The following is a 13,308-nucleotide window of genomic DNA, read 5'->3' on the forward strand; positions in this document are numbered from 1 at the left end:
TGTGCGATGAGGCCGGTAGTTCGAACGAATTTTGGATGGAAGACTACAGTTAGCACAAGGTCCAAGCTCACTGAAATCAAGGGTGGTTCGGCGCACAAGACCTCTTACGGCGACGTATTCTTGGCATCAACAAGGTGCCCGCTTGGCTCCTTCACTCGGCAAGAAGCCAATTCGATCGGAGGAAATCTCTCACGGGGTGCGGACATTCGACATGGGAGCAAGAGATCCGGAATTCTAGCGACCCTAATCAGAACTGCCGTCGATCGGTCATACAGTGTCTTCTGAGAATTCAATTCGCGAACGCCATGAGGGGGTTGCAGCCAAGTCAGCGAAGGCGGGCGTATATGCAATACACATATAGCGGGCGTACGCCGGGCTCAGGCCAATTGGTATCGCAAGCAAGCTCTCGGGCGGCTCCGAAAAGAGACTTGCGGTATCCATGAAACTTGAGTGAAACTATGAGGGGCCTGGCGCGCAATCAAAGGGCATTTTGATTTTAGGCCCCAGTTGAAACATGAACGGCATTTAATCTAGCGCCATTAACTGAAAGAAGTACTATTTTCCCACTGGGAGTTCGCCCGCAAATCAAATATAGTATGGGGTCGAATCGATGATGCTAATACTGCCATGCGTTATATAGCCATAGCGTTTGTTCTTCTTGCGTTGCCGATTTTCGTAGTTCTGCTGCGCAATCGAGGGGCGTACAAATGGGCGGCATTCTTGATTGGATTGCTTCCTTTCGCAATAGGTGCGGCCAATTTGGACGCGGCCCTCATCGATTGGAGCATGTGGCCGGGTTATGCGAAAGGAATGGTATTTACCATTCTAGATAGCCTCGCCATTTCAATAGTAATATCTTCTCGTCACCCATTTAGAAGATTGCCATTCAAGGCAATTTGGGCGACTTATTTAGCAGCTGTTGCGTTATCTGCGTTTCAAGCGGAATTGATTCTCAGCCCCTTATTCTATTTGTTTCAATTGGCTCGTGTATTTGTGTTATTTGTCGCTGTGGCTTCTATTCTCGACAGCCCTTATGCGCTTAGATATCTTATGTTTGGATTAGCGGCAGGTGCTATAATGCAGGCGGGAATCGCGATTGATCAGCGTTTGGGGGGCGCGTTCCAGGCCACAGGCACGATGGGGCACCAGAATCTGCTCGGATTGATGCTGCATTTCGTGACTTTGCCGATATTTGCTTTCCTACTCACCGGCCAGAAGTCCAAATTTCTTTACTTGGGGCTAAGTGCTTCGCTGCTCGCTGTCGCCCTCGGCGCATCGCGAGGGGCGATCGGGTTTGTGGGATTGGGCGTCATCTCCATGCTGTTCTTGTCGATGCTTCGGCGAGTCACCGGCCCCAAGTTGAAGGTGGCCGGCGTGTTTGCCCTAATGATTGCACTAACAGGCCCCTTGGTCCTGAGTGGCCTCGAGCGTCGCTTTGAAAATTTGGAGACCGCAGGCGGGTATGATGAACGTGCGGCATTTGAGAAAGCTGCGAAGTCAATGTGGTCAGATCATCCATTCGGTGTTGGTGCTAATGAGTATGTGGTTGTAGCAAACACTGCGGGTTACAATGCAAACGCAGGCGTCATCTGGAATGCATCAAGTCGATCGACAAATGTTCACAATGTCTATCTGCTGGTTGGCGCGGAAACCGGATGGTTGGGATTTGCGACTTTTGTCGCGCTACTAGCTTGGCCAGTATTCAGAGGTTTGAATTATGCCTTCTCGCGACGAAAAGATCCGCGTGGAGACATCGTGCTAGGTGCAACGATAGCGATAGCTATTACAATGGTTCATGGTCTTTATGAGTGGGTTCACGTCATGTACCAGGAGCAATATATGATGGCCATTGGCCTAGGCATTGTTGCGGGCGCCATCCGTCAGCGCACCAAAGAGGTTTCTGCCTCTGTACGAAATAATACTGCACCGTCTCTAGGTTTGGCGGGATTGCGCGAAGACACGGAAATGCCTGGAGTTTTGTCAAATCGATAACATTAACATTTCCGGAATAGACTAATGCAACGCCTGCTTGCTTTCGTGATGAAGGGGACATCGCCTTTGCCGCAGTTAATCCCTCTGGCCCGAGTCCATCATCTCTCACTGCCGCATGCGATATCCGACCAAAGGAGTGGGCTGTAAACAATCAATGTTCGAAGCACTTTCGCGGAAAGATGTCTCTTAGGATGACTCGTGTAGCATATCTCATCAGCGAATATCCTGCGCCTTCGCATACATTTATAAGGCGTGAAATCGAAGCCCTTCGAAAAGCAGGGTGTACCATTTTCCCTTTCAGTGTGAGATCTGGCTTTGTCCCTTCGGCTGATTATGTTCCTTCCATATTAGAGCATGGGTATCTGTCCTGCCTCCTTCGCGCGGCACAGACCCTTTTCGCTCACCCCGTGCGTAGCTTCTCCACATGGCGCCTCGCATGTCGCCATCGGAGCCCAGGCATTGTCGGATTTATTTGGGCCCAATTCCACTTTTTCGAGGCGCTTGCGTTTTGCCAAATGCTTCGAAAAGTTGAAGCAGAGCGCTTGCATTCGCACTTTGCTAACAGCGGAGCCACCGTGGGCATGCTTGCAGCTGGTTGCTTAAGGATTCCATGGAGCCTGACGTTGCATGGTATCTCGGAAACTGATGCACCAGCCGGTATGCTGTTACCTGCGAAGCTTGAGCGAGCAGATTTCGTTGCCTGTGCCAGTTGGTTTATGCGGGCTCAAGCTATGCGAGTCAGCTCCCCCGAGATCTGGCCCAAGTTCCGCATAGTTAGATGTGGTGTAGAAATGGCGAAAATGCCGGAAAGTCTAGCTCCAACGTTTGAGGGCGGAATCAAATTCGTAACAGTTGGGAGGCTCTCGTCGGAAAAGGGACAGCTGGGCTTGATTGAAGCATTCGGTCAATTAGTAGTCGATGGGGTCGATGCTTCATTGACCGTCGTAGGTGACGGTCCGTTGCGTCAGGCACTGGCACAAGCTCTGCTCAAGTTCAACCTGGCGGACCGCGTGCACATGCGTGGTGCGCTTTCAGAAACGGACACGTTGCTTGAGATCGCCGCCGCTGACATTTTTGTGCTGCCAAGTCTGATGGAAGGCCTCCCAGTCGTCCTGATGGAGGCAATGGCAATGCGCAAACCTGTAATTGCCCCATCATTGGCCGGAATACCCGAGTTGGTCGAAAATGGAGTTACAGGCTTCATGTTCCGTCCGGGCGATTGGGTCCAAATGTCAGAACGCATGCGCTTGCTCGCTGGTAGTCGAGGGCTTTGTCACGAAATTTCGGCGCGCGGATACGAGAGAATCCAAGAAGAATTCGAAATATCAAATGCCGTCAGACCTCTTACTTTGATGCTGTCAAATTAGAAATAACGCGATCGCACGAAAAAAAGCAGGCGAGCGAACACTCCAGCAAATAAAACAGCATGCGCGACAATTAGGACCCAGATCGGAAATTGCTGCGCTGTAAAGAGGCGTATATTTGTCTATGACCGGAGCTCTAGCTTGTCGAGCAAGTTGAAATCATTTGGATCGAGCTCTGCCGAGCGAGATGTGATGAACGGCAAAGTTGCATGAGGAGATGTGAGGAGCGCCCAAGGGGCGACGCCACAATTAAAAACGATCGGCGCGTCAGGTAAGCCAAGTTCCCTTATTTGCTGCTTGGTCATGTCCTCAAGTTCACCTGGTCGTACAGAGAGATAAATAATAGACTGACCAAGCGAGTTCATCTTTTTTATGACCTCAATAGCTTGTGGATTAGATTTTACCTCATGGAATAATGGAGAGAAGAAACTCGACCCTCTTTCGAAAACAAAGCCGTCGACGGCGACCAAGTAAAGTCTCCGACGTTCAAGTTCTTCACGCCATTCGTTAATCGTTCCCCAATCCCTGTAATTTAACGCCTTCTTTGTCTTGAAGGCGTGGCCTCGCAAAATCATCGATCCGATAATTTCTGAGAGATAGATTTCTGAAATGGCTTCGTTGCCGACGGAAGAAAGTTCCTCAAAGCAAGAGAGAAATTCATCCGGGTCGACAAAATAGTATCCGCCGACACTAAATAGATCAGAAATTACGTTCTTTTCTCTAATATTCCGGATGAGTCCCTCTTGGTCTACTTGGACATAACTTTTATTTCGCGCGTTGATGTGATCAAAATCATTCAGGGAGGCGACGGAAACATAATTTAAATCGTCTTCTATCCAATCCAGAGAGAAGTAGTTATCGCTATCCTTTACCAGGAACGGTTCTTGTATTTCAGCTTGCTTTAGTGTTTCTGCCACAGTTTCAGATTGGCTTCGGGTGGGCATTTCCAATACGATGCACTTGATGTTCGGGCCGAACGCCCGGTGCAGTCCTGCGATCGCGCCGAATTCCGCTTCATGCTCCCTCAAGATTGTGAAGATCAGATCCTCCGCCGGGACGTTTAGGCCTTCGATTGCTTTCCGCACCATCGGCAGTCCATCATGATCTGGCAGCATCCACTTGGGAGGCATGTCGGGGAAACGAGATGACTTGCCAGCGCACGGCACAATTACCTTCATCTGATCTTCTCCACGCCACGCAACGCTGCTTTTCCATACGCCGTAATCCGTTCAACCAGATATAGCCGGTCCAGTTCAGACTTAGCGTAGGGGAGGATGCGCGCAAATGTCAGTCCTAAAAGCAAGTAATGTCGGCTGAGATATTCTTCTGACTCGCTCATTGCAGACGCAATCCATCTGTTTCTCAACCACCAAGATACGCAAAGCGAGATCGGTCGCCCACGATGATTGTGCCAGCGTCCCTCTGTTTCCTGAAACAGCTTTGACCAATCGAACCAATAATGAGAGACCGGGGATGCAATCGGGTCGATGAGCCAGAGATCCCGATTGCTGGCTACCAATATGTTCTCGAACGTAAGATCTCCATGCGAGGCGGTCTCTGTTGCCATCGGCGGTAAGATAGAAGTTTGTCGCGAGGCTTCCATGAGATCAAGCAGACAGGCGTCATATCGCCCGCTGGTTCTCTGCGAAATTTCCTCGAACTTCCAAGTCAGATATGTTGTTTGCGGTTGGGCAAGGGTGGTCTCGAAACCCTTCGACTTCGCAAATACAGAAATCAAGTCTTCAATATTATGCGAGAATTGCACGATCTCATCGAAAGGCGCCTTGGACAGGAAGGAAGCCGCATCTTGTGAGGGTACAAACGCCATGTCGAAATAGTAAAGTCCCGCGGCCTCACCCTCTCCCAAAACGGCCGGCACCTTGACTGCTTCGGTTAGGATGCTCGAAAGCATCTTCTGCCGTCCGCATTGACGCCTAAGAATTTCATTTACTGATGGTTCTCGCGCCGCCTTACGTACGAACCGCCCCCCTCCTTTCGCTCTCAAGAGCGCGACAACGGCGCCCGAGAAGCCAGACAAGGGGATCACTTGAGAATGTTTGGCAAATGCAGGATGGCAAGGGGCGTAGGGGGCATTACTCATCAGCCGCCCATTCTCCAACATCTACGACGCGCATTCCGGCTGCTCGTGCTGCCTCAACTCCATCTCTTGTGTCCTCGAACACCAAACAGTCGCACGGTTTGACATCCAATAGCTTGGCCGCACGGAGGTACGGTTCAGGATGGGGCTTTCCGTTTTGTACGTCGTCGCCTGATATGACGGCATCGAAGATGCCCCCCCAACCCATCTTCTCAATGATCGTAAGGACGCCAGCTCTATTCCCGGACGAAACCAAGGCAATCTTCTTGCCCTTTCGTTGGCTCAAAAATGCTGCCGCCGGAAGTGGCGAGAGGGGCGCTCTCTTCACGAGAATGCGGAAAATCTTCTTCTTCTCCAAGTGAAGCGATTCAATTTTCCCGTGCAGATAACCATTGTGTCCCGCTGAGTTCAAGAACTGCGGTATGGCTTGTCGAGCGGGCGCTCCCACCTGTAGCAAGAAATCATGGTACTTGAGTTCTATTCCATGTCTGCGGAATACGGTTCGATAGGCTTGGTAGTGGACAGGCATAGAATCGACAAGCGTACCATCGAGGTCAAAAAGTAGGGCCGAAAAACGATTGCATAAAGTGCTGGACCATCTCGCCACCGCGCTCCGATTGATCGGCGGATGATCAGTAGCTGGATCAACCTTCAACGGCGTAGAAGGACTCGACTTGATCATCTGCTGGATCGAACCATAAACATTCACCATAAAATGTGCGCGCTCTTGGACGCGGTTTCAAGGTATGAGCAGGACAATTGACATTCGGATTGGTCTTTGTGCCAAGATAGATCGAAATTCAACGAGAGGAGCCTAATGAATCAGGCAGTCGGCAAATATGACCCAAAAAGTTCCTTGTCCCAACCAGGATCGGGGACACAGAGTGCCACGTCTGAGGAATGGCGACTCAAGCTGCTAGATTGTGCCGAACTCCTCAGTCCAGATGAGGTATCTAGGGACGAAATAACTGCGGCCGCGAAGACATTTATTGCCGCCATTGAAAGTGGCGCATCGATCCGCTTTTGGTCGCGAGCCGAGCGGGAAAATATTTTGCAAAAACTAATAGAACAACCCGGCTGCACAATTCATCCTCCCATCTTTCATCATCACATTGCAAGCCAGCAAAGTTCGGGCATCGACGGACACATTGACCGAGTTGCCTCAGAACTTGAGCCAACCATAAGAAGATGGCTCAGACAAGAGAGGATTAGCAAGAATTTCGTCCTATTGCTGCTTCTGCTCCGAGATTCATTCACGAAAGTGAGACAATCCGACATCTCGCGCTTGCATTCTAAGTATTTTCCTGAATTCGACGCAGGGGATCTTATGATTCCCTACAGCTTGATATTTACGAAGAATAGATTTAGACGTAATTGTAGCGACCTTTTTCATTTTGTTGTTAAAAGACAAAAAGACATAGTGGGAGGTGGTATCAGCTTCAACCATCTCTTGTTCTTAATTTGGCTGGTGCCGCAAAGTTTTTCGAGCTACCCCGCGCATTGGCTGATGGCCGTTCTTCGCAATAGAATCTCAAACCGTCACCTAACAAATGACGAAATATCAGCGCTCCGTTCTTTGGCGCTGCGCTTCGGCCCCGAAATTCTAAAATCAATACAGTCTCATGACTATTTTAAAGATTCCACTGCGTTTGAAAATGTGGTCGACGCCTTAGAGGCAGTTCGTAACCAAATTGCGCGCCCCTGGGCAAAGGCAGACCTTCTTAGATTAAAACTAATAGATATTCGCCCGCTACAAGCTGCCAAAGCGGCAAGGCACTATGCCTTGAATGGCATCTCGGCAAATCTGCACCTGCGACGAAGGCCTAAAGTGGCAATCTGTGTATCAGGGCAGCTGCGCGGATACGTCAAAGCGTATGAAGCTTGGTCGAAATCACTGTTAAGGGGTTGCGAATTCAGGATATTCGTTGACACTTGGTTCAACATAGGCCGAGCGGGGCTTGAACCCTATCGAGCTGTCCTTCCGTTTGAGGGATGGAATTTCCAACGCAAATACAGAGATGTCGGAATTTCACTAGGATTAGAAGAGCTAATGTCGCGATACCCGACTCTTTATAAGCATATTGACGAGAATGGAAGAACTAGCAAATCCGAATTACAAGAATATTATCGAACACCCTTTGTTAACATCGAGGATGAAGCGGAGGCGAAGTTTGCGGGGCTATCCAATTCGGAAAAGATGTACTATAAAATAAGATCCAGTTTCAATATGGCTCTTAACAGTGTTGAAGAGTTCGACTTATTCGTAAGAATTCGGCCAGATCTCCCGATACGATATCTGGCATTTGATTGGCACGATCTTTCTTCTCTTCGCCATGGTCCTGTGATCTATGCCGAAAAGGCATATGGAATACATTATGGCGCCCTCCTTGCTGGCGATCAATTCGCGGTGGGGGGCGTCGAGCCAATGAGAGTCTATTCTGAAACTGCTGATCGCGCTCCGCGTATTTCGAAGTTTGATCTCTTTAAATTTCCAAATGTCCTGACCGGGCACGTTAGCTTAGCTCAAAACTGTTGGTTGCATGGAATCGACATAAGGAAATGTCCGGCAAAGTTCGGATCTCTGGAGCATCCCTCACCGCTATCCGCGAAGACCATCGAAGAGTGCCTTCAAATTGACTGCGACGGGAGGATGGATGCGGTGGATTGCAACTTGCTAACGGGTATCGCTGCGGATTTAAGATCATGACTTGGAACCATTCGGCACGGATCTTGGCAAGGACATCCGATTCGCTTGTCACTTTGATGCGAACTTGATGATGTCTAGGAAGGTTGCTCCGATTTGTTCCGGTCATTGCATGATTGAAACCCCTGAATGAAGCCAAAGGTCAAGTCATCGACGTAGACATCGAGGCGACAGGAAAATTGCTTCAAATAATCTGAGTGTTCGCCGAGGCATCGGAGCGGTTTGGTTGGCCATTCTCTGGCGAATTCCAGCGCGATGTCCAAATTGAAACGTCAAGATCTGTGAGTTCGGCAAGCCTCTTGAGCCGCGGCGCGAAATATTCTTGCAACCATACCCGTGTCTGAGGTTGCATTGGTGCAGGTCTACTCAGGGAGATTGATTTCTCACGTGCGGAGTAAAGCAGCAAAGCACGTTTTGTCAGAGCCTTTATGGGATTAGGCGTAATAGATGCGATCCGCGTCAAAGTTGTATTGCGCTTTGCCCTCATCATCGCGTCCATAGCTTGAGCTGTTGCGAAATAATCACTCGATACATTGGTCTTAGCCGAGCTTATCGAATGCATCCCGCCTAATTCAGTAAGTCCGAGGAATCGAAAGAGGCTCTCAATTTGGTGGGCACAATCGGCAATAATCTCCTCAAATACCATCAGATGAAAGCGGTCACGCGAATAGAACTTTGAATATCGTTCGATCTGCAACGCATAATCGCTCGGATCGAGGAACAGTCCAGGATCGTCGGGAAAGATCCCAGCCAGCGACCCCATGAACGTCTCATGGCTACACCGGTCAGGATACATGTCGGGAAACAAACATTCTTCAAACGTTCGGCTTATACGAAAGTTCTGTCGGGTGATTTGACCCATTTTTACGAGCTGCAGGTAAAACGAGTAAGCTCGTTCGATCGGGTCGCGCATGATATAAACGAGCTTGACGTTTGGTAACTCGGTTGCGATCCGCTCGGGAGCCTTGGCGAAATGTGGCCACATGCTGTAGGTCTGCGAGCCTTCGCCTACCACCTGATCAATTCGGGCCTGCGCGAACAATCCCTCATACCAAGCACGTGCAGTCAAAAACTTCTCGTCGATCGAATAGAACTCTGGCTCTTTGATTTCGGGCAAAAAAACTTGGGGATGCCTTCGCAGGAAATCGAATAGCGTCGTCGTTCCTGATTTCGCGGCACCGAATATGAGGAAGTCTGGATAGCGCGCCATTAGAACAATACAATCTCATTTGCTATTGTGATGCTACCCTATACGAAACAAAATATAAGCCATTTGCTCGGCGCGACCCGCCACCGCAATTACCAAATGCAGATGTCAAGTCCAAGACGCGGCCCGCCCACCTATGGCGAAACCATTTGGCCGGCAGCAAACTGCTCCTTCGGATTAACAGATGGAGCCGACTTCAGTCTTTAGCCATGGCACGATCCCCTTCAGCACAGCAAGGCTTTGATAGGCCATTCGTGCAAACTCTAAGAACAAAGAATAAGCGTTAGGAGGCCAAAATAACATCTCTCACTATGACAGCTTTCGGAAATCCTCGAACAGTAGCGAAGGGCCATTCATAGCTCTACCTGTCAAAATGTCGCCACATTGATACTCGCGCATGTTATCCTTAGTAGGCGTTTTTGTGAATTACCACTCGAATAGTGCGCAACATTATCAACAAATCGTTCGCCATCGACCAATGCGCAAGATACTCGAGATCGGCGCGCACTCGCCTCTTCAGATCTTCCACTGACTCGGTTGATCCTCGGTAGCCTCTGATCTGAGCAAGTCCCGTAATGCCAGGCTTCAGGGCATGTCTAATCCAGTAGTTTTCGCTCGCTTCCCAAAAGAGATTTGTGCCCGCCAAAGAGCCCAATGCGTGTGGGCGAGGCCCAACGATGCTCATCTCACCTCGAAGAACGTTAAAAAGTTGCGGCAACTCGTCTATGCTTGTTCGCCGAATGAACTTGCCAATTCGGGTAACCCGATGATCGTCACGCCCGACTGAAATTGTTCCATTATTGTCCGCGCAGTCCGTTCGCATCGACCGAAACTTTAGCAACGTGAATTGCCGATTTCCCTGCCCGACACGGACCTGACGGAAGAGTGCGGATCCCGGGCTCTCGATTTTGATAACTATTGCGACCAAAATCATTAGAGGAGCTAGTATGAGCAACGCTGTCACGCCAACGATCAAATCGAGCGAACGCTTCTGTATCCTGCTGGCAAGACTTAGCGGCCCCCGAGAGAGCACCAAAGTGTCGTGGGCACCATGTTGACCGATTGCGACTGCATTTTGCAGAAGATCACGATCCAGCAATATTTCGCCACCGACCTCATGCCCCTTCAGAAAGATCGACCAAGAAGCCCGATCTTCAAAGCGGCAGGCCACAACAACTCGATCGTATGGCGCAATAATGCGGGACAGTGCGTCCATTATTTCCGGGTTGAGGAGATCGAGATGTAGATCTATTGCATTCAAATTGACCACATCCATTTGCCGTTCTGGTTCCACGGGTAGTCCGTCGAGCAGGAGAAGGCTCGACTTGGCTGATCCATTCATCCAACGGCAAAACAAAACATCAAGAAGCACCTTATTGAGAACAATTAATATGCTGGCAACCGCGAACGATGCTGCGAAACCAAGGCGCGATACGTCTCCGATTTCAAGTAGGAACGAAATCGCCAAGAGAGCGAAAGCAGCGCCTCCTAGTGCGCCTATTGCTCGCCGTACCGCAATTGTCCGACTCTCTAGTGCTTCCACTGACTGCGCCTCGCGCGCAATCGAAAGCATCAGAAAGATAGGTAGGGCGACTAACTGCAAGAGGGCGCTATCGGGATCGACCGAACCGCCAGGCACGACAAATCTCGCAACTAGGTAACCAGCAACCAATGCAAGGCAGTCAAGAACCAAAGAAAGTGAATAAAGCATAGCTCGCTTGTCACGGGCGTACCACCCGCGCTGCTTGCCGCGCTCCGCGGTAACTCTGCTTGGAGTTGGAAGGTCGATTCGGGGGACCAATGTATCCTCGGCAATGATGTTGCTTCGACGCTTCCAATGATAAACGAAAATCAGCTATCTGCGCCGAAAATACCCGATCGGTGCCATTGCGGGACATTGGCACCGAAGCTTGATACATCAGGACGTGCGACGAAAAGCCAAATTTGCACCAATGACCGAGGGTCGACAGGAGAACATTCGGCCAGCGCAATGTCTAGTTTGGTAAACACTCCGGCGCTCTAACCCATACACGCTATCGCTTCCAAATCCGCGGCTTGAGGACGAGTGCCACATACGCAGCCGCGGCAGTCGTAAGCAGCACCGCCAGCCAATCATTTCCCTCATTACCAAAGTAATTTGCCACAGCTAGTCCGATCGCAGGCGGGGCATACTGCCAAAGTTTGTCGCGTGGCGCTTCTTCCGAAGAGCGTTGGAGCAGAAGTGTCACCAGGCCCGCGAAACAGAAGATTGTGAACCAGTCCCAGAATGTTTCCAAAGTCGCCTCCTCGCCCATTTGCATTTCACTCGGTAAACGAACTCTCCAAATTTGAGGCCCTCAACAATCGACACGTGAAGTTCTAATCTCTCGATTTGTCGCAAATGTTTGAGAAGGCGCTATTCATCACGGGAGTTTGGCCTACCGCACTGTGTCATCCCACTGTCTATTCGATAAGGCAAAAAAATTCCGTTCTCGCGCTTCGATCTTGCTCGAGTGTGCACGCGATCCATCACCTGTGACCAGCAAATTAGAGTCACAAGGCGCAGTCAATTTCCGCTTACTAGAGGATCACAAATAAGTTAGCCTGCAATAGACCGATTCGCTCAACGCGGACAGTTCAACGCGGAAATCTGCAGCTTTGACGCGGGCGCCTTAGCAATATGCCGGAGGACTTCTCAAAGTTTTGAGGAGGCACGAAGGGTGGATTGCACTGTATCGGGAGGGGCGCAATTGAATTTCGAGTCTCGAATTGGGACGGGTCCAAAATTGACGAAGGGCGACCCTTTACAGTCCGCTCGAGTTTGCCTTAAACATATTTGCGATGGCTTGCCCGGTTTTCGTTCGATGTTCGACCCCGTTCGTGGCGTAGCACAAGAAATTTCGAGGAGTTGTTATGAAAAAGTTGGCATGGATCACAGCCACTGCGGCGGCGCTCTCATTCGGTTCTGCCGCACATGCTGGCACGGTCATTTCGTTTAGTGTCTCTCCGGGGGCTACCTCTGGCACCTATCAATCGGGTTTTGGCCCGGCGAATTTGGTTAGCTGTGATGTCGGCCCGGCAGGATGTGCGGGATCGTTTACTGCGACTGGTTCATTCTCGGCCAATCCGGGGTGGCGACTTGTTGGCGCTACTCTAACAACTGGGCCTTCGGCTGATCCGACAAATAACATCGACTTCTACTCGGCCTCGTTGAACGGTGTCGCATTCAACTTGTTCAGCCCCGACGGTGGGGTCACAGAATTCGGCTCGCTCGCACCTATTACGATGCAATTGCTGAATACCTTGAACATTACTGGTTATACTGGGGGGTCCGGTACGTTTGCCGGGACGCTGACATTTTCTCAGGCAGTACCTGAGCCAGCTACTTGGGCGCTGATGCTCCTGGGGTTCGGTGCGATTGGCTTTGCGATGCGGCGACGTAGAGTTGGGCAGTCCGATCGTCGCATTCGACTTTCTTACTCTTAAATGTTTCTATGAAATGTCAGGAAAGCGGGGCACCTGAGGATCGGGTGTCCCGCCTTTTTGCGACTGCTGCTCCGGAGGCATTGCGCTTCGATGGATTGGCCGCGGGCCACGCGCCTAAACTGCAGGCCTAAATTCTCAACGTGCGTACCAACATACGTTGGGACCAAATGATCTATCTATGAAGAAGGTAATTTGGTCTTGAGATCACGTTCGAGGTATCGCATCATCAATGACCAATCATGCGGATTGTTCCGATGACATTTGCCGTATTGATACGACGAAAAAGTTTGCCGAATTCCGAAGATTTTACCTCTTTGAATCGCCGATCAGGTCCAGTCCAATGGACGAGAACCATATAATGTTCGGTACATGTCTGAAATCCAGCCAAATCGTCGTCTGGCTTGGTGCCAAATTCTTTATTGCCCCTATCAGTTAGCGACCATGCGGCGGTTCAGTCATTGGGTCGGTGTTTATCCTA

Annotated in this window: 10 protein-coding genes; 4 read left to right on the top strand and 6 right to left on the bottom strand. The window is 50.2% G+C overall.

Annotation, left to right across the window (positions count from 1 at the left end):
• Positions 1-627 precede the first annotated feature (627 nt).
• Together GRI89_RS14345 and GRI89_RS14350 are read left to right on the top strand one after the other, a co-directional pair.
• A complete protein-coding gene (locus tag GRI89_RS14345) occupies positions 628-1,992 on the top strand; it encodes an O-antigen ligase family protein (protein ID WP_159797103.1) in 1,365 nt (454 codons plus the stop codon).
• 515 nt (positions 1,993-2,507) lie between these two features.
• Positions 2,508-3,359 carry a glycosyltransferase gene (locus GRI89_RS14350; protein ID WP_159797106.1) on the top strand — a complete coding sequence of 284 codons (852 nt, stop codon included), beginning with the start codon at positions 2,508-2,510 and terminating at the stop codon, positions 3,357-3,359.
• Between the two features lie 119 nt (positions 3,360-3,478).
• On the opposite strand, the gene GRI89_RS14355 is transcribed toward GRI89_RS14350, so the two are convergent.
• From GRI89_RS14355 to GRI89_RS14365, 3 genes are read right to left on the bottom strand one after another with little or no spacing between them, the layout of a single operon-like run.
• The gene (locus GRI89_RS14355; RefSeq protein WP_159797109.1) at positions 3,479-4,534 is read right to left on the bottom strand and encodes a glycosyltransferase family protein; all 1,056 of its coding nucleotides are present in this window, start codon (positions 4,532-4,534) and stop codon (positions 3,479-3,481) included.
• Complete coding sequence (locus GRI89_RS14360) at positions 4,531-5,457, bottom strand: phosphotransferase (protein ID WP_159797112.1); 927 nt, start codon at positions 5,455-5,457, stop codon at positions 4,531-4,533. Before GRI89_RS14360 ends, GRI89_RS14355 begins: the two co-directional genes overlap by 4 nt.
• Positions 5,450-6,166, bottom strand: a complete 717-nt coding sequence (locus GRI89_RS14365) for an HAD family hydrolase (RefSeq protein ID WP_159797115.1) — start codon at positions 6,164-6,166, stop codon at positions 5,450-5,452. The genes GRI89_RS14360 and GRI89_RS14365 overlap by 8 nt, the downstream gene beginning before the upstream one ends.
• 105 nt (positions 6,167-6,271) lie before the next feature.
• On the opposite strand from GRI89_RS14365, the gene GRI89_RS14370 reads away from it, so the two are divergent.
• On the top strand, positions 6,272-8,161 hold the full coding sequence (locus tag GRI89_RS14370) for a hypothetical protein (RefSeq protein WP_159797118.1): 1,890 nt from the start codon (positions 6,272-6,274) through the stop codon (positions 8,159-8,161).
• Positions 8,162-8,342: 181 nt separating this feature from the next.
• Here the strand turns inward: GRI89_RS14370 and GRI89_RS14375 are convergent, their stop codons facing one another.
• The 3 genes from GRI89_RS14375 to GRI89_RS18300 form a co-directional block, all read right to left on the bottom strand.
• Positions 8,343-9,368, bottom strand: coding sequence for a sulfotransferase domain-containing protein (locus GRI89_RS14375; protein ID WP_159797121.1), 1,026 nt, complete (start codon positions 9,366-9,368; stop codon positions 8,343-8,345).
• Positions 9,369-9,771: 403 nt separating this feature from the next.
• Positions 9,772-11,076 (bottom strand): sugar transferase, encoded by a 1,305-nt coding sequence (locus GRI89_RS18070; protein ID WP_235913410.1) that lies wholly within the window; start codon positions 11,074-11,076, stop codon positions 9,772-9,774.
• A 322-nt stretch (positions 11,077-11,398) separates the two neighbouring features.
• The gene (locus tag GRI89_RS18300) at positions 11,399-11,665 is read right to left on the bottom strand and encodes an XrtV sorting system accessory protein (protein WP_328598277.1); all 267 of its coding nucleotides are present in this window, start codon (positions 11,663-11,665) and stop codon (positions 11,399-11,401) included.
• Positions 11,666-12,257: 592 nt separating this feature from the next.
• On the opposite strand from GRI89_RS18300, the gene GRI89_RS14385 reads away from it, so the two are divergent.
• Complete coding sequence (locus GRI89_RS14385) at positions 12,258-12,830, top strand: FxDxF family PEP-CTERM protein (protein ID WP_159797124.1); 573 nt, start codon at positions 12,258-12,260, stop codon at positions 12,828-12,830.
• The last annotated feature ends 478 nt before the right edge of the window (positions 12,831-13,308 follow it).

The organism is Croceibacterium salegens (assembly GCF_009827435.1).
GTDB lineage: Bacteria > Pseudomonadota > Alphaproteobacteria > Sphingomonadales > Sphingomonadaceae > Croceibacterium_B > Croceibacterium_B salegens.

Excerpts from the sequence above, each read along its gene's own strand:
- GRI89_RS14345 (WP_159797103.1), top strand. The coding sequence starts at position 628 with ATGCGTTATATAGCCATAGCGTTTGTTCTTCTTGCGTTGCCGATTTTC.
- GRI89_RS14350 (WP_159797106.1), top strand. The coding sequence starts at position 2,508 with ATGCTTCGAAAAGTTGAAGCAGAGCGCTTGCATTCGCACTTTGCTAAC.
- GRI89_RS14355 (WP_159797109.1), bottom strand. The coding sequence starts at position 4,534 with ATGAAGGTAATTGTGCCGTGCGCTGGCAAGTCATCTCGTTTCCCCGAC.
- GRI89_RS14360 (WP_159797112.1), bottom strand. The coding sequence starts at position 5,457 with ATGAGTAATGCCCCCTACGCCCCTTGCCATCCTGCATTTGCCAAACAT.
- GRI89_RS14365 (WP_159797115.1), bottom strand. The coding sequence starts at position 6,166 with ATGGTGAATGTTTATGGTTCGATCCAGCAGATGATCAAGTCGAGTCCT.
- GRI89_RS14370 (WP_159797118.1), top strand. The coding sequence starts at position 6,272 with ATGAATCAGGCAGTCGGCAAATATGACCCAAAAAGTTCCTTGTCCCAA.
- GRI89_RS14375 (WP_159797121.1), bottom strand. The coding sequence starts at position 9,368 with ATGGCGCGCTATCCAGACTTCCTCATATTCGGTGCCGCGAAATCAGGA.
- GRI89_RS18070 (WP_235913410.1), bottom strand. The coding sequence starts at position 11,076 with ATGCTTTATTCACTTTCTTTGGTTCTTGACTGCCTTGCATTGGTTGCT.
- GRI89_RS18300 (WP_328598277.1), bottom strand. The coding sequence starts at position 11,665 with ATGCAAATGGGCGAGGAGGCGACTTTGGAAACATTCTGGGACTGGTTC.
- GRI89_RS14385 (WP_159797124.1), top strand. The coding sequence starts at position 12,258 with ATGAAAAAGTTGGCATGGATCACAGCCACTGCGGCGGCGCTCTCATTC.